11 protein-coding genes are annotated in these 18,865 nt (G+C 49.1%); 3 read left to right on the top strand and 8 right to left on the bottom strand.

The features are described 5' to 3' along the window. Window positions 1-50: 50 nt before the first annotated feature. Window positions 51-2,516: an AAA family ATPase gene (locus VJ249_07580; GenBank protein ID HKZ94423.1), complete on the bottom strand. Its 2,466-nt coding sequence runs from the start codon at window positions 2,514-2,516 to the stop codon at window positions 51-53. 169 nt (window positions 2,517-2,685) lie between these two features. Between VJ249_07580 and VJ249_07585 the strand changes: the two genes are divergently transcribed. Together VJ249_07585 and VJ249_07590 are read left to right on the top strand one after the other, a co-directional pair. Continuing rightward, complete coding sequence (locus VJ249_07585) at window positions 2,686-3,213, top strand: 4Fe-4S dicluster domain-containing protein (GenBank protein HKZ94424.1); 528 nt, start codon at window positions 2,686-2,688, stop codon at window positions 3,211-3,213. Between the two features lies 1 nt (window position 3,214). Next, entirely contained in the window at window positions 3,215-5,092 is a 1,878-nt protein-coding gene (locus VJ249_07590; protein HKZ94425.1) for an aldehyde ferredoxin oxidoreductase C-terminal domain-containing protein, read from the top strand. 10 nt (window positions 5,093-5,102) lie between these two features. Here VJ249_07590 and VJ249_07595 read toward each other — a convergent pair whose 3' ends face one another. From VJ249_07595 to VJ249_07615, 5 genes are all read right to left on the bottom strand, one after another. Further along, window positions 5,103-5,540: a NusA-like transcription termination signal-binding factor gene (locus VJ249_07595; GenBank protein ID HKZ94426.1), complete on the bottom strand. Its 438-nt coding sequence runs from the start codon at window positions 5,538-5,540 to the stop codon at window positions 5,103-5,105. Next, on the bottom strand, window positions 5,533-5,892 hold the full coding sequence (locus VJ249_07600; GenBank protein ID HKZ94427.1) for a 50S ribosomal protein L30e: 360 nt from the start codon (window positions 5,890-5,892) through the stop codon (window positions 5,533-5,535). The genes VJ249_07595 and VJ249_07600 overlap by 8 nt, the downstream gene beginning before the upstream one ends. Continuing rightward, window positions 5,889-9,713: a DNA-directed RNA polymerase subunit A' gene (locus VJ249_07605; GenBank protein HKZ94428.1), complete on the bottom strand. Its 3,825-nt coding sequence runs from the start codon at window positions 9,711-9,713 to the stop codon at window positions 5,889-5,891. Before VJ249_07605 ends, VJ249_07600 begins: the two co-directional genes overlap by 4 nt. 2 nt (window positions 9,714-9,715) lie before the next feature. Next, the gene (locus VJ249_07610) at window positions 9,716-13,087 is read right to left on the bottom strand and encodes a DNA-directed RNA polymerase subunit B (GenBank protein ID HKZ94429.1); all 3,372 of its coding nucleotides are present in this window, start codon (window positions 13,085-13,087) and stop codon (window positions 9,716-9,718) included. 269 nt (window positions 13,088-13,356) lie between these two features. Beyond that, on the bottom strand, window positions 13,357-14,991 hold the full coding sequence (locus VJ249_07615; GenBank protein ID HKZ94430.1) for a hypothetical protein: 1,635 nt from the start codon (window positions 14,989-14,991) through the stop codon (window positions 13,357-13,359). Window positions 14,992-15,051: 60 nt separating this feature from the next. Between VJ249_07615 and VJ249_07620 the strand changes: the two genes are divergently transcribed. Further along, complete coding sequence (locus VJ249_07620) at window positions 15,052-17,139, top strand: hypothetical protein (GenBank protein ID HKZ94431.1); 2,088 nt, start codon at window positions 15,052-15,054, stop codon at window positions 17,137-17,139. A 47-nt stretch (window positions 17,140-17,186) separates the two neighbouring features. Here the strand turns inward: VJ249_07620 and VJ249_07625 are convergent, their stop codons facing one another. Both VJ249_07625 and VJ249_07630 read right to left on the bottom strand, forming a co-directional pair. After that, complete coding sequence (locus VJ249_07625; GenBank protein HKZ94432.1) at window positions 17,187-18,329, bottom strand: glycosyltransferase; 1,143 nt, start codon at window positions 18,327-18,329, stop codon at window positions 17,187-17,189. A gap of 40 nt (window positions 18,330-18,369) precedes the next feature. Next, the gene (locus tag VJ249_07630; GenBank protein HKZ94433.1) at window positions 18,370-18,714 is read right to left on the bottom strand and encodes a hypothetical protein; all 345 of its coding nucleotides are present in this window, start codon (window positions 18,712-18,714) and stop codon (window positions 18,370-18,372) included. Between the last annotated feature and the right edge of the window lie 151 nt (window positions 18,715-18,865).

The raw sequence follows: 18,865 nt of genomic DNA on the forward strand, positions 1-18,865 counted from the left end.
CGATTATAAAATCATAATGGTAATAACGAAAGAACTGTGATGCCAAATGCCTAGTCGGGCGGTTCTGAGGAAAGCGGCTCGTTGTGCGCTATCAATCTCCGATCCTCAGCAATGCCCTCAACGATCTTCCTCACAAATTCATCCTCCAAAGTGACCCGCCCTACTTGATGCAGAGCGCCATTTGTTATAGAAGCGATTCTTTCTGTTACCACCAGACCATAGGTTTCTCGACCATACAGCTTCGGATTGGTGTTCACCACAATTGTGTGGATTCCTTCTTTCTTTATAGTCTTCGAAACATCCATGACGTCCTTTATTGCCCAGTCTTCGTATTTTCGAACAGCTATGCCCACTTCATCGAATTGGCGGATTTCGCCGGTCGACATGCTTCTTTTCAAGGGCACGTTGGCGCTTCCGTCAGTCATGATTATCATGACAGGTATGGTGGAGACGTCCCTTCTCTTCGCTTCTTTCAAAACTTCCCAAGCTTTGAGCATGCCAGTGGCTAGAGGCGTGAAGCCACTGATCTTCAGACCCGCCAGCCTGCTTGCCACTACTCGAAGATTGGTTATTGGGTGTTGAACAACCACTGCGCCCGTGTCTTTGACTGCTACAATACCAACACGATCCCTGGAACGGCATGCTTCTTTGTGAGAGCTTAGAATGGCGGTTTTCAAGGCTTCTATGTTCATGAGCATGGAGCCGCTTAGGTCAATGACAAACATGATGGTCATGGGAGCTTTGTACAGTCTCAGTTTTTCTCGTACATCCTGTAAGCCTATTTGGAGCGCTGTGGCAATCGGTTTCTCTCTTACACTTTGTTTAGTTGCCGCGGCTCGGATAGTTGCTGGCAAATGAATGTCCTTTGGCTTGCCTCTTGGAAGCCTCCATCCATAAGGTCGACCTCGATGCTGCGTTGTGACTGTTTCAGCGCGTCTACCCACGTGACTATGCAGCTTCTTTTTCTTCTTCGTCCGCATCTCGGAATGTCTGAAGGCGACGAGAAAGCTCTCTTTCAGCCGGGCGAACGCGGACACGCCTTCGTTCAAGTGCGTGACTCCAACTACCGAGCTAACTGTAGGAATGGGTGCTCTAGTGACAAGCGTGGAAAAGCCCTTGGCGGAATCAGGTGTTTTGGGCTCAGAACTTACCGTCGGCGAGGCTTTGTCGTCCTTTTTAACATCTTTTTCTTGCACGTCGGCTGTTTCGCTCGTCTTGAAGTTCGCGTCTTTGAGTGCGCCGTCCACCACCGGAGAGTCCTTCAATCCTTTTTTGAGCCTCTTCCCCTTGGCAAAGACTGCGCCGCCGGTTAACCTGTTGAAAGTGAAATAGGCGCGGGACCATATGGAGCGTGCCCTCTCACGTTTCTTCAGGCGGTCTTCCTCCTTTTCTGTTGCTTCTCTTTGTTGCCAGACTAGGACTCTGCCTTTGGCTTTTCCCTTCGTTCCCGGTTGAGGCGGTCCTGTGTCTTCCAGGTATTTGATCTCTTTTGCCCTCGTGGCAAGGGCTTGTTTGATTTCTTCCGGCGTAGCAGCCTCGAGAAAGCCGCCTTCTCTGGTTCTGTGGCTGAGGACAAGTTCTGCGGCCACCATAACATCATTTAATGTGACTTGGGTTCGGTTCTCAAAAGCAGCCAACGTTACTGCGGCTTTGTGTATAACTATATCTGGTCTCATGCCGTCTACTTTCAGGTCTAAGCAAGCTTTGCAGATTATTTCGAGAAGTTCCTGCGGCATTTCAACCTTTGGCAAACCCTCTCTTGCCCGAAAAATCCTGTTTCGAAGCTCCTCCTGCAAAGGTTGAAATTCTTTATGGAATTTCTCAGGATCGACTTCGAACTTAGTGTTTCTTTTGACGACTTCTATCCTGTCTTCAACGGTTGATATCCTGCCAACCGTTACCGATAACGGAAACCTGTCAAGAAGCTGCGGTCTTAATTCGCCTTCCTCAGGATTCATTGTGCCGATGAAGATGAACCGTGATGGATGCCTTACCGAGATTCCCTCTCTTTCTACAACGTTCCAGCCCGTAGCCGCTGCATCTAGCAAATCGTCGGCAATGTGGTCGGGCAAAAGGTTTACCTCGTCCACGTAGAGAATGTTCTGGTTTGCTTCAGCAAGAATTCCAGGTTCCAGGGCCTGGACCCCGAGTTTTATGGCTTTTTCCACGTCGAGGCTGCCCACAACCCGATCTTCAGTTGCGCCTAAGGGCAGGTCAACCACAATCATCTCTCGCTCTTCTGCGGGCAGTTTCTCGGCTTTGCGATAGCGTTCGCTGCAAAGAGCACACATGTTGGTGAGGTCAACTGGGTTGCAGTTGAAGTGGCAAATCGTCGACACTGTTATTTTTGGCAAAATGTCTGCTAGAGCGCGGACAACCGTAGTTTTTCCTGAGCCTTTTGGTCCGCGAATCAACACACCACCCACCTTCGGGTTGATGGCGTTGATGAGTATGGACAAACGGAGTTTATCGAGATCAACAATGGCTGAGAAAGGAAACAGCGTGCGCTTCTGCATTGGCGGCTGTACACCCAGATAATGGTGATAGACTGGAGCACCATTTAAACGAATCTGCATATTGTGAGTGGCCTTTTACTCGCCGTGAATGAGTTAGAACGCGCAAACGACACGCTAATAAGAAGCAGCGAACATGCATAATTCTCTCAATTCGAAGGCGAAGGATAACATGCGTTCTAGAAAGCGAATATGGATTGCCCGTGATTTTCTAAAGTGCAGTGGTTGCCGAAAATGCGAAATCGCCTGCTCACTTCATCGTGAAAGGCGAATATGGCCTGAGGCGTCTCGAATTCGCGTGTTCATGCTTGTTCCCGGCGCCGAGGTCCCACACCTATGCGCGCAGTGTGAGGATTACCCATGCGTCAAAGCTTGTTCAATGGGCGCATTGTCTATAAGCCAGAAAACTGGCGCAGTTCTGGTAAACGAGGAACAGTGCACTGCTTGTGGCGTTTGCATTGAAGCCTGTCCAGGAAGGGTGCCGCATCTGCATCCTGTCAAGAAAACGATACTTATCTGTGATCTGTGTAATGGGCGACCTCTATGCGCCAAGGTTTGCCAAGAAGGCAGTTGGGATGCGCTTGAGACCACGACTCGAAGCTCGTGGCAAGTCTATAAGGTGCACGCTCGCAAGCCTGAGGAAATAACGCGTGAGATAGTGCGCAACCTTTACGGTGAAGCAGGGGAGGAATTTATCTAAAATGCGAGGATATGCTGGCAAGTTCCTAGACATCGATCTTTCAACACGGAAAGTAATGCAGACCAAGTTTGACGAGGGCGTTTTGAGGCGTTTCATTGGGGGTCGAGGTCTAGCCGCCAAAATTCTCTGGGATAGGCTAGGTGAAAAATGGGAGACGGTGGACCCTTTTGCACCCGAAAACGTGCTCACAGTTTTGACTGGCCCCTTGACAGGTTTCTTTCCGGGCGCCAGAATCTGTGTATCAGGCAAGTCACCCCAGAGCAACGGCATGGTTGGCTCCACTGTGGGTGGAGAGTTCGGGGTCGATTTGAAGTGCGCTGGTTACGATGGCATAATTGTCACAGGGAAAGCTTCCAACCCTTGTTATCTATCAATCTTCGATGATCAAGTCTCGATTAAAGACGCAAGTCACGTATGGGGTAAGAATGGCAAGCAGACGCTCAAAATCCTAACTGAGGAAACAAGAAGAGAGCTGAAAGCAACTTATCCAGAGTATGGAGAATTGAAGGAGCCACAGGCCCTTTACATTGGACCTGCAGGTGAGACTCAGACCAGAATTGCAGCGGTTATGGAAAAGTGGACCCACGCCGCTGGGTACGGCGGCTACGGAGGAGTAATGGGCAGCAAGAACCTGAAGGCCATAGTCGTCAAAGGATTGGGTCCGCTTCCAGAGGTTGAGGACATAGAGAAAGTCGGCGAACTCATAAAAGACGCAGACAAGAAGTGCTACAAGGCTGGAGCTTTTCGAAGATGGGGCACCGGAGCAGGAGGCTACAACTTCGGAGCTCGGACGAGCTCTGAGCCGGTGCGAAACTGGCAAGAGGAGTGGCATGACGAAAGAAGCTTTGCGGTGGATAAATTTGAGCAAAGACTGTGGGTTAAGAGGTACTGGGCTGATTATGGTTGTCCCACTTCATGCCTAAAAGTAGCCATGCCAAGGGTTGGCGAGTTCAAAGGAAGCGTTACCGATAATCCCGACTACGAGTTGCAGGCTTACTTAGGACCGAATTTGGGTATTTTTAAGCCTGAAGACAATGTTTTTCTTTCTTCGCTGATTGACGACTTGGGTTTGTGTGGAATTCAGGGAGGCAACACGTTGGCTTTTGCAGCTGAACTTTATCAACGCGGCGTTGTAAGCGCAGAGGACTTAGGTGGCATCGAACTCCAATGGGGAAACACGAAGGCATTTGCAGAACTGGCTACAAAGATTTCCAAGCGTGAGGGGCTTGGCAGCGTGTTCGCCGAGGGTGCGTATAGGGCTGCGCTACAACTTGGAAAAAGGAAAAGCATGAATCTACTGCCTTACGCGGTTGTTGAAAAAGGCATGGCTATCGGCGCTCATGGCATTCGAAGCGGCAGAGACTACCCCACCGTCATGTCGTATGCGTGCAATGTGCAAGCAGGCGACCATACTTCGCTACCATCCTCGCCAACGGAACGTGAAAACGGCGAGTTCAACACAATACTGGATGACTCAGCCGTGTACTGCTCGTTCAACACGTTTTCCACAGGGATGGATCTCGTTTGGGATTTCTTCGATGCAGTCACGGGTTGGGAAAACCTGCGCCAAGAGTGGCATGACACAAACGCGTTGCGCATAATTCAACTGCAACGCGCCATGCTGCTTTTGGGAGGACCTGACATACGATGGAAAGCCAACGCAGATGACGATAACCCACTAAGATTCTATGAGCCGCTGCCCACAGGCCCCTATAAGGGAAAGACAGTGGACAAGAAATCGTTTGAAGAGCACAAGCAGGAATACTACGACGCGATGGGATGGAATAAAGCTGGTCTGCCTACACCAGAACTGCTCAGAAAACTGGGATTAGATCAAGTGGAAGAAAAACTCAGAAAAGTCAACATTCTGCAGCGCTAAGAAGCTGTCGTTAAGTGATGCTTACGTTTTGAATTTGGAAGTAACGTTTGGCCAGGAATCTTATGCGCTCCGCGTTGCGCCCGTTCTTTCCTATGGCTACGCCTTTGTCTCGTGCGTTTACTGAAACCACTGCAATTGATTTGCCGTCTGGTCGCTCAGTTATCCGTATTTCGTTTACGTGTGCGGGTTTTAAGGCGTTCTTGATGAACTGCTGTGGGCTGGTGGAATGCTCTATAATCTCGTGTTTTTTTCCAGTCATTCTTTCAAGCAAGTGGATGTTTTTGCCGCCTTTACCGATGGCTACGCCGATGTCGCCCTCTTTGACCACAAAAATGATACGACTCTGTTCGTCGTCTACAATGCAATCTCTGACCGTTGCGCTTGTAATGCTTTCAAACAAGGCTATGTAACGCATTTCTTTGCTCGTCAGCCGAATACCGCTATTCATCCGTTTCCTCCGCAGTCGTCATCTCCGTTTCTTCGTCGCTCGCCTCTGCATCTTCCTGTATTGTCTTCAGTATGTCGGAGTCCCCGGGTTCGCGAATCGTCATGGCAGAAACCGCGAATGGTTTCCCACATGTCATGCCCAAGTCTATGCTGGCGCCTTTATAAATAACTACTGGGACGCCTGAAAGCTTGGCGTAATATGTCACATCCTCTCTAACGTTGGACGGGCAATTAGAAGCCAGAACGATGAGTTTTCCCCTGCCAAGCTTGGCGTTTTTTGCAGCATTGCTGCCGCCTAGCATTACTTTACCTGTCTTCATTGCAGTCGCAATGGCTCTGTCCATATCGATCATTGATTGCTTCCTCGCGCAAGCGTCGCCATGTAAAGGTCAACTAGTCCAGTGCCGATAGGTATGGACTGCCCCACAATAACATTTTCGGTCACGCCTTTCAGTGGGTCGCTTTCGCCTTTGATGGCGGCGTCAACGATGTTCGGCACGGTGATTTCAAAGGCTGCTCTGGCCAAGACGCTGGATTTCTCGCCGCTGATACCATGTCTGCCGATCTGGCGCACTTCGCCCGTCACTGTCATGATGTCGGCTACAAGCATAACGTGTCGGATGTCAACGTCCAAGCCTTGTTCTTCAAGGACTCCCATGGCTTCCTGAATTATGACGCTTCTAGCTGCCTCAATGCCCAGAGTCTTAGCGATCTCGTGAATGTGATTCGTGATTGTACGAATTGGATCGATGCCCGCAACGTCTAACACTTTAGGTAGGTTTGAGCCGTCTGTGTGGATGACCCATTCACCCTTCTCCTCTGTCACAAGCACTCGTCGGATCCCAGGAATGCCTTTTACATGATGGCTTGGCACCTTGTCCTTTAGTTTACGCGCGTCAACTTTCTTGGGTTTGAGGTACAATTTGTCACCCTTAATTCGCAGGGTGGCGTTGGGCAGGCGCATGATGTTCTCTAGTTGCTTAAGCGTTACCCCCCGGTCTTCCATCATTGTTGGATCCGTTTGAATAACAACCTCTTCAAGTTCTGGCGCTACGTATGGCTCGGTTTTGATGATGTCCTGCAGCGTGGTTGAGATGATTTCACGCGCCACCTCTGTAGCCTTGCTCTTGCTGTCTCCGTGCTCTTTATCCAAGTAAATCGTCATAATCGGCGTGGACGGCATTCTGCGTGCGTCGACAATTTCAATCAAACGGGGCAAGCCTAGTGTGACGTTTTGCTCTCTTACGCCCGCGTAATGGAACGTTCTCAACGTCATCTGAGTGCCCGGTTCACCAATGGACTGAGCGGCAACAATGCCGACTGCCTCGCCGGGCTCAACCAACGCTTTCCTGTAATTTTCATGGGTTAGCGCCACAGCTTTTTCTACGCCTTTTCGTGGCAACTCTTCTTTGCCCATTTCGTTTCTTAGTTCGTCAACCAGCATGGGCGTGAGCTTGTCTCGGACTTGATCGATGGCTTCCTTTATGTATTCTTTCGGCGCCGCTTTGCCTTTTTCAACCATAATTCTAATCTGTTCCGCGATGCGAGACACGTTAACGGCTTTGCCATGGTCGCTTTTCGCTGGATCCACTCCATCTTCGCCGTATTGGAATTGAATGATGTCGCCGATAGAGTTGCGCACTGTTCCATCGTACTCGATGCGGAGATGCTCCAAAGCGTTGATGAGGCGTCTCTGCATGTAGCCGCTCTGTTGTGTTCGAACCGCGGTGTCCACCAAGCCTTCACGTCCACCCATAGAGTGGAAGAAGAACTCCACAGGATCCAATCCCTGACGGTACGAAGCGTCGACGAAACCTCGGGCAGTGGGGGACGGATCGCCTAGCTTGAAGTGCGGCAAAGCACGTTCAAGATAGCCTCTCATGATTCGCTTTCCACGCACCGACTGTTGTCCCACAATCGCGGTCATTTGACCAATGTTTAGGCTTGATCCTCGTGCTCCAGTCTGCGTCATTATCAAGCCTGAGTTTTGGCTTCCAAAGGCGGTTTCAGCGGTTCTGCCAGCTTTGTCTCGGGCTTCAGCTAGCTCGTTCATGACGTAGATTTCAAAGGAGTCAGCTAATGTTTGACCTGGAAGACGTAGCAGGGTTCCGTCCTTGTACTGTTTGATTAACCCGTTAATTGCTTCTTCAGAGGCAGCGATGATTTGCCGGATTCTTTTCTGTGCCGCAGGAGGTAGTTCCATCTCGTCATATGAGTACGTGAAGCCGTGAATCGTCATGAACATGTTTAGAAGTCGACAAACATGGTTAAGGAATTCCCGTCCTCTGGCTGAACCGTAGTCCTTTATTATTCTGTGCAGTAGCGATTCGGATTGTTCGGCGCCTATTGCAGCTCGGTCAATGACTCCTCTTTTCAGTTCGCCGTCTTTGATGACAACGTAGGCGTCGTACTCGCATCCGTCCAGACACTTCTTTCCGCAAGCCACGCACGTAGCCGCTTTGAAAGCATAGTTTAGATCTTTAGGTATGAACAGGCTAAAAATCTGCTTTCCAGTCCACAGTGGCTCAGCTTTCTTGATTTCTGGTTCTGGAAGAGGTCCGTCATAGCCCGCAGCAAGCGTAAGTTTGCACACTTCTTCTCGGTTGAGAAGTGATGACGTTCTTGTGAGCAGGTATGCAGCTGTGATAAAGTCGGTCTTGGCGCCGATTATCGGTCCTCCAAATCTAGGCGAGAGAATCTGATCCTGCACCTGCATGAGCATGCGGGCTTCAGTTTGCGCCTCCTCGCTTTGAGGTATATGAAGGTTCATTTCGTCTCCGTCGAAGTCTGCGTTGTAAGGGGGACAGACTGTCAAGTGAAGCCGGAAGGTTTTGTGCGGCAGAACTTTAACGTAGTGCGCCATGATGGACATTCGGTGCAACGACGGCTGTCGGTTGAAAATTGCTATGTCGCCGTCCGTGAGATGGCGTTCGACAACGAACATCGGTTCGATTCCTTCAGCGATCTTGTCTCTGTCCGTGACGAACTCTAAGCGTATGCGTTTGCCGTCGGGGCGAACGATGTAAAGAGCACCTGGATACTTCTCTGGTCCATTGATCACCAGCTTGCGCATTGCTTCGATATTCCAAGACGTGACTTTCTCAGGCATAGAAAGCCGCATTGCAACTTCAAGCGGCACGCCAACCTCGCTTATGTCAAGATTCGGGTCCGGTGAAATCACTGTGCGAGCCGAAAAGTCCACTCGTTTACCGGACAGATTGCTTCTGAATCTGCCTTCTTTGCCTTTAAGTCTCTGGGAAAGCGTCTTAAGCGCTCTGCCTGAACGATGTCTCGCCGGCGGAATGCCTGAGGCTTCATTGTTGAAATAAGTGGTCACATGATATTGGAGAAGCTCAGAAAGGTCTTGTATAATGAGCGTGGGGGCACCTGCTTCCATGTTTTCCTTTAAGCGCTGGTTGATGCGGATGATGTCCACGAGTTTGTGAGTCAAGTCGTCTTCTGAGCGAATGCCCGATTCCAATGTGATGGACGGCCTAACATAGACTGGGGGAACAGGCAACACTTGAAGGACCATCCATTCAGGTCGCGCCACAAGTGGATTGAAGCCGAACAATTCCAAGTCATCGTTAGATATGCGTTCAAGTCGCTCCCGTATCATGCTAGGTGTCGATCTGGACGCGCCTTCGTCGCCAATCTCATGGAAAGTCGTAGGCTTGGTGAACTCAAGCTTATATTGAGGCGCGCCACAATGAGGACACTCTTTGCTCTTTGATTCGTGGAAGACCTTTTTGTAAAGATCGTCCGGCACCAATCCTAAGAGCTTGCGTGTCTTCTCGATTTTCAGTTTCAACCTCCCAATGCGTTGCTCGGAAAGCATAATTCGACCGCAGTTTCGACATGTGGAATTCAGTAAGTCATGGACTATTTTTGTGAACTCCACATGGATGATTGGTGCCGCGAGTTCGATTTGCCCAAAATGCCCTGGGCATCGGATGGCAGTGTTGCCGCAGGTTTTGCATCTTTGTCTTGGTTCCAGCGTTCCTAGGCGACCGTCCATAAGCCCAGATGTGATTGGGGCGCCATCTTCGTCGTAGGTGTCGGCTGTGTGAATTTCGGCAACGGATAGCCTACGAATGTCCTGTGGGGACATTACGCCAAAGTAGACTTGATCAACAATCTTGTGAACTGATTCTTCTCCAGCTGTAGCTGCCATGCTTATGCCCGCTCCTTTAGTTTCAGTTTCGGGGTTACACACAGGCTCATAAGTTCTTGTAAGAGCAGCTTGAAAGCGTAAGACACGACGACTGGCGAAACGCTGCCCTTGTCCTCGCATACACGGCACACGTACTTGCGCTGTTTGATATCGTAGAAAGCGATGTAGCCACAGTTTTCACAGATGTAGAGTAAATATCGATCGGATTCTTCGAGCAGTCGGTCGCGCAGCAACATAGCAGCGCCGTGTCCTATTAGGCAGTCTCTTTCCATTTCGCCGAATCGCAAGCCGCCGCCTCGAGCTCTGCCCTCAGTCGGCTGCCTAGTCAACATCTGCACCTGTCCTCGTGCCCTAGCGTGAATCTTGTCAGCGACCATGTGATGCAGTTTCTGATAATATACGACGCCCATGAAAATGTCAACACCGAATCGTTCACCTGTGATGCCGTTGTACAAGGTGTCTCTGCCTGTGTGGCTGAAGCCCAGATCTTTGAGCATGCGCTTGAGATCGTCTGGTTTTTCGTTAACAAACGGCGTGCCATCAACTGGTTTGCCTCTGGCTGAGCCGACCTTTCCAGCGATTGATTCTAGGAATTGCCCAATGGTCATGCGTGAAGGCATTGCGTGAGGGTTAATTATGATATCTGGAACTACGCCATCCAAGCTGAACGGCATGTCCTCTTGGGGAATAATCATACCAATAACGCCCTTCTGCCCATGTCTTGAAGCAAATTTGTCGCCTAGTTCGGGAACGCGCTGGTCGCGCACTCGCACTTTGACTAGTTTGCTGCCTTCGCCGGTTTCAGTTATAAAAATCTGATCTACAACTCCTGTCTCAGCAGGCCGCACGTCCACCGAGGTGTCGCGCATGGTAGGGCCTTTGATCTCGAACTCTTTGTATTCTTCCAAGAATCTGGGTGGACTTGTGCGTCCTATTAGTACGTCGCCGCCATTTACAGGGGCTTCGAGTCCAATGATGCCGTCTGGCTCCAGCAAACGATAATATTGTTCGCCCCTATAGCCTCTTATGCCAGCCTCCGGGGTTAGGAATTTGTCTTTTAACCCGCCCAAGTATTGGCGGCACTCGCCCTCATAGATTCTGTAGAACGTTGAGCGCCCTAAGCCTCGCTCAATTGACGCTTTGTTGAATATGAGAGCGTCTTCCATGTTGTAGCCTTCAAACGACAAAACAGCCAAAATTGCGTTTTGTCCAGATGGCTGCATGTCATAGCCGATAATGTCCATGGCCCGCGTGTTAACCATTGGTTTTTGAGGATAATGCAGAATATGTGAGCGAGAGTCGACACGCATCAGGAAATTGGTCGAATGAATGCCCAAGGCTTGTTTGGCCATTGCTGCTTCATAGGAGTTGCGCGGCGACTGATTGTGTTCAGGATAGGGAATTATAGAGGCGCATATGCCAAGTATCGTGTACGTCGTGATTTCCGCGTGGGTGTGGTCGGGTTTGACCTCGTCGTAGTTCAAAGCGATGTATAGGTTCTCTTCTTCCTCTGCATCGATATATTCGATGATACCCTGCTTTGCTAGGTCTTCCCACGTCCATTCGCCAGCGCGGACTTTTTCAACGTGTTCAAGTGTGAGTTTAGGCGCGCCGTTTTCAACTTTAATTAATGGTCGGCGCACTCTGCCTTCGTCGCCGTTAAGGTAGATTTCGTCCTTTTCCTTTCCGTATTCTTTTGAGAAGTGCGCAATGTTCACTTCAGTTGAGATTTCTCCAACGCGGCGTTTTTGTCGGACTTCAGACACAAGTTCGTTGGGTGTGAGACTTGATCCAATTAGGTTGCCGTCGACAAACACTTTGGCGCCTGAGATCTTAACGGAGTCATTGGCATCCTGAATTGGGATTACTCCAAGCCTGTAGAGGAAGTGTTTGACTTTCTCAGGGTTCACACTTACGGATATGCATGAGCCTAATGCAAGGTTCTTCACCAAGCCGCAGTTTGAGCCTTCAGGTGTCTCGTTAGGACACAATCTGCCCCAATGTGTGGGGTGAAGGTCTCGGGCCTCAAAGTTGGGCTGGCTTCGGCTGAGCGGTGACTGTAACCGTCTGAGGTGACTCAGTGTAGAGGTGCGATTTGTTCTGTCCAGTAGTTGTGTTATGCCTACGCGTCCTCGTCCCCAGTTGCCTGTCGCAACCGCATGCTGGAGCCGTTCGGTGATTATGCCGGGGCGTACTGCTATGGAGACGGAGAGCAGTTGTCTCTTAACACCCATACGTTCCAGTTGATACTTGATGTCGCGTGTGAGGTTGCGGAATGCAATTCTGAATAGATCCGCCAGCAATGGCCCAGCGAGTTTCAATCTTTTGTTCTTGAAGTGGTCTTTGTCGTCTGTTTTGCGTTTGCCCAGTTTGAGTTCGATGACTCGGTTAGCCATTTCGCCTAAAAAGAGAGCTTTTTCCTTTCTTTTGTCGGGCGTTCGCCCTATGTGCGGCAAGAAATTGCGGTCGAGTATTCCCTCGGCTTTCTGGCGTCTGTATTCCTCAACTTGCCCGTGAGCCACTCGACTTCCAATGTACATTACGGCTTCGGGAACTGTGTCGATGCCTAACGCCTTTTCGAACGACGGCTCAATTTCCATCTGAATCGTTTTTTCGGGTGAAACTGCTTCTGCAATTTCCCTATCTGATTTCAACCCTAGAGCGCGCATAACGATTACGAATGGTATTTCCGATGGGACTCCTGGCATGGAGACATAAATGCAGCCGTCTGATTTCAGATGCAGCTCGATACGGGCTCTAAAGCCTACCGTCGTGGAGAATATCTTTGATTGATACACTGGCGTCGTGCCACGTGTGTCGATGTCAACTAGTATTCGGTTGGGAGCCAAGTCTTCCAAGGCGACTATAACTCTTTCAGAGCCGTTTATGACAAAGTAGCCACCTGGATCGTTTGGGTCTTCGCCGTGGGATATCAGTTCTTCAGGCAAGAGCTGAGATAAGACGCAGAGTTTCGATTTGAGCATGACAGGCAAGTTGCCGATTAAGACGAGTTCGGTTTCTTGTTCTCTGCCGTCTACAATCGGCGTCATCTCCAATGAAAGCGGGGCTGAGTAAGAGAGATTGCGGAATCTCCCTTCGAGTGGGTAAATTTCGTGTTTTGTGCCGTCAACCTCAGTCATGTATGGTCCGCTTATCTTGGACTGAGGGTCAATTATCCATATTTGTCCAAGTTTGATTTTGTAGGGCTGCTCTGGTACTTCGATGTTGATTTCGTTGTTTTCGTTTATGACTTCTTGCAAGCCTTTTTCAATGAACTCGTTGTATGAGTCCAAATGCTGTCTAACTAGACCTTTCTCTTTAAAGAACGCTTTCTGTAACAGGAGAAAATCATCTTGCGCCAAATTCGTTTCCAAATCTAACAAACTCCTTTCAAATTTCCGATTAGAGAATCAGCTTCATAGGAACGGACGATGAGGGATTCTTTCAAACTATGAGGTTCCTCCAGCGGGCCGGTGTCATCCGACCTGAAAAGTCTGGTCTCCAATGGGCTACCCCATTTTATCTATGGGGCTAAAACGTAAACGACACATCACGCCTATAAACTTTGCTTTTGACAACTCGTTTCTTTTGCTGAAATAAGCTTAGAGTAAGTTGAAGAAAAAAGAGGGTGGGAAAAACGGTTTTAGCTGGTTGCCGTGGGTTGAGTTGGCGGTTGAAGCGTTTGTGTTTTGGCGCCCCGTCTCTTCATGACAAGAATGACGGCTATGGCGATTACAGCGATTATGCCGCCTATTAGTAGAAGCCCGAACCAGTTGCCTGACAATGGTGCTGTGCCTGCGGTCGTTCCTATGTACGCTGTGTATGTTGGGTCATGCTTAACCTTGAAGCCACTGTACTCTGGGTAGGAGATGAGGTAGAAGTAGTCGGCGTACGTCATGTTCAGCATGTATTCCTTTGCTTTCTGATACAATGCTGGAGCCATATGTTGCACAATCAGTGGCACGTATCTCAACAGGGCGACGTGGATGCTGAACAATGGGTTTTTGGCGTATCCAGGTCTGGGTGCGGTTCGAGCCACTGCGTCGTGCTCGGTGTATTCTGTTTCTGTTGGGTCAGCCGTGTAATTGTACAGTTGGTATGTTGCTTTTGTGCCGAAGTCTGTTTTGAATATTTCTTCATTGCCCGCTTTAGTTGATATTTCCCCGTTGCCTACGTCGACTTCTGCGTCGGTGACGTTTTGGTTGTTGTGGCTGCTTTGGGTTTTTATGTCACCGAGGACAAGCGAGTTCTGGAACAGGACAATGCTCATTTTGATGTGTTGTTTATCCAGGAACTGGTAAATGTTTTCGTTGCTGATTTTGGTTTTTCCGTTCGGCGTGTAGGCTCCAGTGGCATTATAATGGACGACAACTGGAATTATGAAGAGCCAGCGGATAAGCCAGAGGTTAGTCATTCTGCCTATGACGTAATTGCCTGTGACTGTAGCTGTATGGTTGTTCGGATCTATGTCTAATTGGTAGGTAAACGTTAGTTCGTCGTAGGTTGTGATTGCTATGGGCAACGCTTCAAAACGTGGGTTAGCTGGATCTGTCCACATTCTCCACCATACGGCTGTGAGGTTTGTGTATCGCATGCCCCATGTCCACGTTAGTTCGTTGTTTGACGAAGTCAACGGTATGATCTCTGTTTTGCTGCTCAAGGCTGGTTTGGTGGCGTTGCCATAAATCGGCGTTAGATCGAGTCCCAAGGAGAACGAAGCGTAGAGATTGTCGTTCAAGTCAGGCGAGTCAGGGTGTTTAGATGTGGCGGTGTCGTTGAAGGCTAAGAGCATGATGAAAGATGAGCTTGTGAGCACGTCTTTACCGTTGGGCGTCTTGTAATGCTCGATAAAGCTCTGCACCGGAATGGTTAGCGCGCCAGTTCCAGCTGTAATATTGACCAAGCCGCTGTAGTATAATTGAAAACCGCTTGTATTGATATAGGTTTGATAAAGGTAAGCATGCCAGTTGCTGGGTGGAATAGGCTTGCCTGCGGCTGCAGCATATGAACGTGCAAAATCAAAGAAGTCCACTGTCTTGCTGAAGCTTTTTAGCTTAAAGTCGTTTGGCGTTAAAGTGTCTGCAGTTGCGGGTTTAACTGTTAATGTAGCTGACAGTGTTAGCACTAGCAATATACCGTATAATGCTTTCCTCTGCATTTTGATTTCACGACTCGAAGAGAGGTGGATGTCCGAAGATAATAGGATTACGGAGGTGAAATCAACGTTTGATGAAGGGCAGTTCCATGCATCCGAGTCCAATGTGGATTCTGAGTTCATAAACGACTTAACCAGACTTGCATAGGTTCATTCGTCAAAGCAGTGCAGAGGAAAAAAGAAATGTCACTAGAGTTGTTGAAAAAGCCAGTCAATTGTGGCAGAGTATTCGTCTTGATCCTACTCTTTTCAATGATTGCAGCCTCGAACATTCAAACAGCAAAAGCAGACCCGATAACCATCAATGTTTCACCAGCCAGCGCCCCTGTTGGCACCATCGTGACGGTCACGGGAGTTAACGCAACGGCAGGCGCGGAGGTAAGAATCTATTTAATTGGATTTCTGCTTCTGAAAACCACTACGGCTAACGAGACGGGAGGCTACTCTGTCAACATCACAGTGCCTGCGGTTCCTTTCGGCATGTACTTAATCATGGCATTAGACGTGGCTGAAGGAGACACGGCGTCTACAACGTTCACCGCTGAGCCCATCATAACTCTGAATCCCACGATGGGAGGATATAACACCCAGGTTTTTATCAGAGGAGATGGCTTCCAAGGATTCAGCGACATAACCATACTATTTGATGGAACAGATGTCACGCCAAGCCCAACGCCCCAAACAGATCCTATTGGATCCTTTGAAACCAGTTTCTTTGTTATTTCGGCGCCCAATGGAACGTACACGGTGACGGCTTCTGACATGTGGGGAAATTCAGCCTCAACTGAGTTCAACGTTGTTCCAAGGATAATGTGTGTATGGCCTGGAGCAAGTGGCTCCCCATCCACTTTGGTTGTTCTTGATGGTTTTGGGTTTGGGTCTTCGGTCAACATCACTTTGCGTTTCGGTTCAGTTGATTTCACGCCGTATCCTTGGATGTTAACGAACTTTGATGGTTCGTTTGAATTGCCGTTCTTTGTTCCCGACGTGCCTGATGGAATCTACACTATTGAAGCGAATGACACCGATGGAAACATGGCTTTCCTCCAGTTCATGGTGCCATCGCCAATTCTGACGTTAACACCGAACAGGACTTCTGAGGCGTCGCTTGTCGTGGCGAGAGGAATCGGCTTCATGCCCAATGCGCGTATACTGCTTTACTTGGAAGACGTAGCAATGACGCATTTGATCGATTTGATGTGGATGTCTCCGAACCTAATTGTAATGGATGACGGATCATTTGAGTATTCTTTCATAGTCCCAGTAACTGAGCCCGGAGTCTATACGGTTACAGCGTTTATGATGCTCGGCGCTCCAACTGATCTAAAGGAACTAGCTTCTGCTCCACTGACAATCAATGACAATTCTCCCATAGACATGGAAGTGAATGTTGGCGCCATACACTTCAGAGGTGAAATAGCTGAGTTCTATGTCAAAACAGCGTTTGGCGGAAACTTGGTCAACGGCAAAATCGATGTTGCGAAGCTCTATTACTCAAGTGGTGCGGCTAGTCTTGATCTGACATCAAGCGTTCAGGGCATAGCCACTGGGCTGTTTAGAATTCCGTATTCAATACCTGGCAACGCGTCACAGGGAACTTATACGCTGGTGGTTGAGGCACACTATTACGCAGACGGTGTAGAAGCTTATGGCGCTGCATCAGGCAGCTTTCTCATAAGCCCCACTCTGACGAGTGCAAATGCGCAACTTATTGATGTCAACGACCAAATTGGCACAATTGTGATTCCTGACCTTGGCGTGATAAAGGTCAACTTGACCTCTATCAACGCACGGTTGGTGAGTGTTCAAGGGACAGAAGCAACAATACAATCTGATATTGGCACCTTGAAGACAACTGCTGACGCAATCAACGCCGAAGTCACTTCAATCGATGGAGATGTGGCGACGATCTCAAGCGACTTGGGCACAGTCAAGTCCCATGTAACCACAACTGGATTTCAACTGGAAACAGCTACGTTGATCGTGGCATTGGTTGCAGCTGCAGGATCGATGCTCTCGTTTCTTTTCATCCGAAAAATGAAGCCGCCAGTGCCAACGCCACCGTCGAGCCCAGCGCAGCCACCAGCAGACCCTGCGGAGCCGAAGTCTCTGACGCAGCAGACAACCGCGGTGGAAACAGCGGCTCTGACAGAAACATTGACTCCGACGGAATCCACTACTCCAGCGGAACCAGCTGGGGCAGTGGAACAGCCAGCGACATCAGAGCAGTCGTTGAAACCAAGTGTCTTCGACAACGTCCGAGACGAGTGAGACGCAAGACGCGAAGTAACAACTCCCTTTTTTTCCACTATGGTTCGTTAAGTTGAGAGAGTGTTCTCAATGACTTTTGTGGCTTCATTCAAACCGTTGAATCTTCTCGAGAATGTGCTCAGCCTTTGAACGCTTTGCTTGTAGGCTTTGATGTTGCTTTCTATATCCTTGAGGGCTGAAACCAATTCTTTCTTGTTCTTAACAAGGACTGAACACTCTAATTCCTGAAGTTTCTTGCCGTTTCCCATCTGTTCAGGCTGGGTTGGAACGATGACGCTTGGCTTGACGTGTTTTATGGTTTCGAAGCATGTTGCGTGTCCGCCGCTGAACAAGATAAGTTTTGAGTCAGCCATGCATTTGCGGCGTTGTTCTGGAGTCAGCCATGTGTGAACTTCACAGTTTCCAACAGTCTTGGTTATTTTCTTGCCTGGCTGTCCTAAGCTTATGATGCTCTTGGTTTTCAGTTTCTGCAGAACAGGTAGAATTGTTTGGGTGAGTTGGGCTCTTGTGCCTAATGGTCCACTGATCGGCGCGAAAATACGTTCCTCGCTGCCTTTGACAGGGGTTAGGTCTATGAAGCTGCCCGCGAAGTCAACTTTGTCGTTTAGCCGCATAGCGGTTAAGTTACCGAGATTGTGTTCACAGATGGTATATGGGCTGGGATTATCTGGAACGATTATCCTTGTGCACTTCTTGACGTAGCGTTCCGTGAACCTTTCACCTGGAATGAGGAACGGTGAGAAGGAGTAGCTTGGTCGAATTATGTTGGTTACGTAAACTGATGGGATTCTCCACCTGTGGGCCAGCCTAAGCGCATGCATGTCGCCATCGGAGATTAGCAAGTCGGGTTTGATTTTTCGTATTTGTCTTCTGAGGTCGTAGTACCGTTGTATTGTTTCTGCTGCGCTTGAGCTCTTGATCTTCAGCCGACCCTTCTCGTGGTTGAAGAATGGGAGTGGAAGAAGAATGTTCAGAACAGATGCTGAGGCTATGACTCCGTGCGCCGTTTCGTACCATGCCACAGGCGTGCACGGGTAAACGTTCTCGAACTCTTTTCTTAGGAGTTGGTAAGCTGTTCCTCCTGAGAAGAAGTGGAGTTCGTGTCCTCTTTCTGAAAGTTTTTTGCCGAGCGCTATGAGTCTTGTTACGTGTCCTAAGCCTAACTCGGTGCAGCTGAGGAGCAGCTTCATAGTCGTTTACAAGAGTGTATGCCGTTTATTTTGGTTGTCCTTAGAAGAAACCTAGGTATTTGAGGGCGAATACGGTTACAAGCGCGATGCCGACGATGCCACCTATCAAGACTATTGTTCCTTTTGACAGCGAGGGCAGACCTGACGATTCTGCTGATTCTTCGATTTGGAAGCCTTTAATCTCGCCTGTTGCGACATCCACTTGAACCGTAGCTGTTCGCTTTTGCACGTCAACTTCGACTAGGTATCGTTCGCCTTCTAGGCTGACTTTTCTTGGACGTAGCTGCGTGCGTCTGTACCCCAGTCGATTCAGGAAGCCTTGGGCTAGCCAAGTGACTCGTTCGGCGTCTAACCGCCTCTTGCCAGCTTCCACTTCAGAAGACATTACAACTCTACTGAGAACCTTACGTTCGGAGCGTTTTAGGAGTTATGAAATGGCAATTCATATAGTCTTTTTTTATTTGTGATTCATGAAATCGATCTCGACGGCAAAAACGAAGTAAGCTTTGGGCATTCAGTGAGCACTATCCGTGCAA

Source organism: Candidatus Bathyarchaeia archaeon (assembly GCA_035283685.1).
Lineage (GTDB): Archaea > Thermoproteota > Bathyarchaeia > Bathyarchaeales > Bathyarchaeaceae > DATETJ01.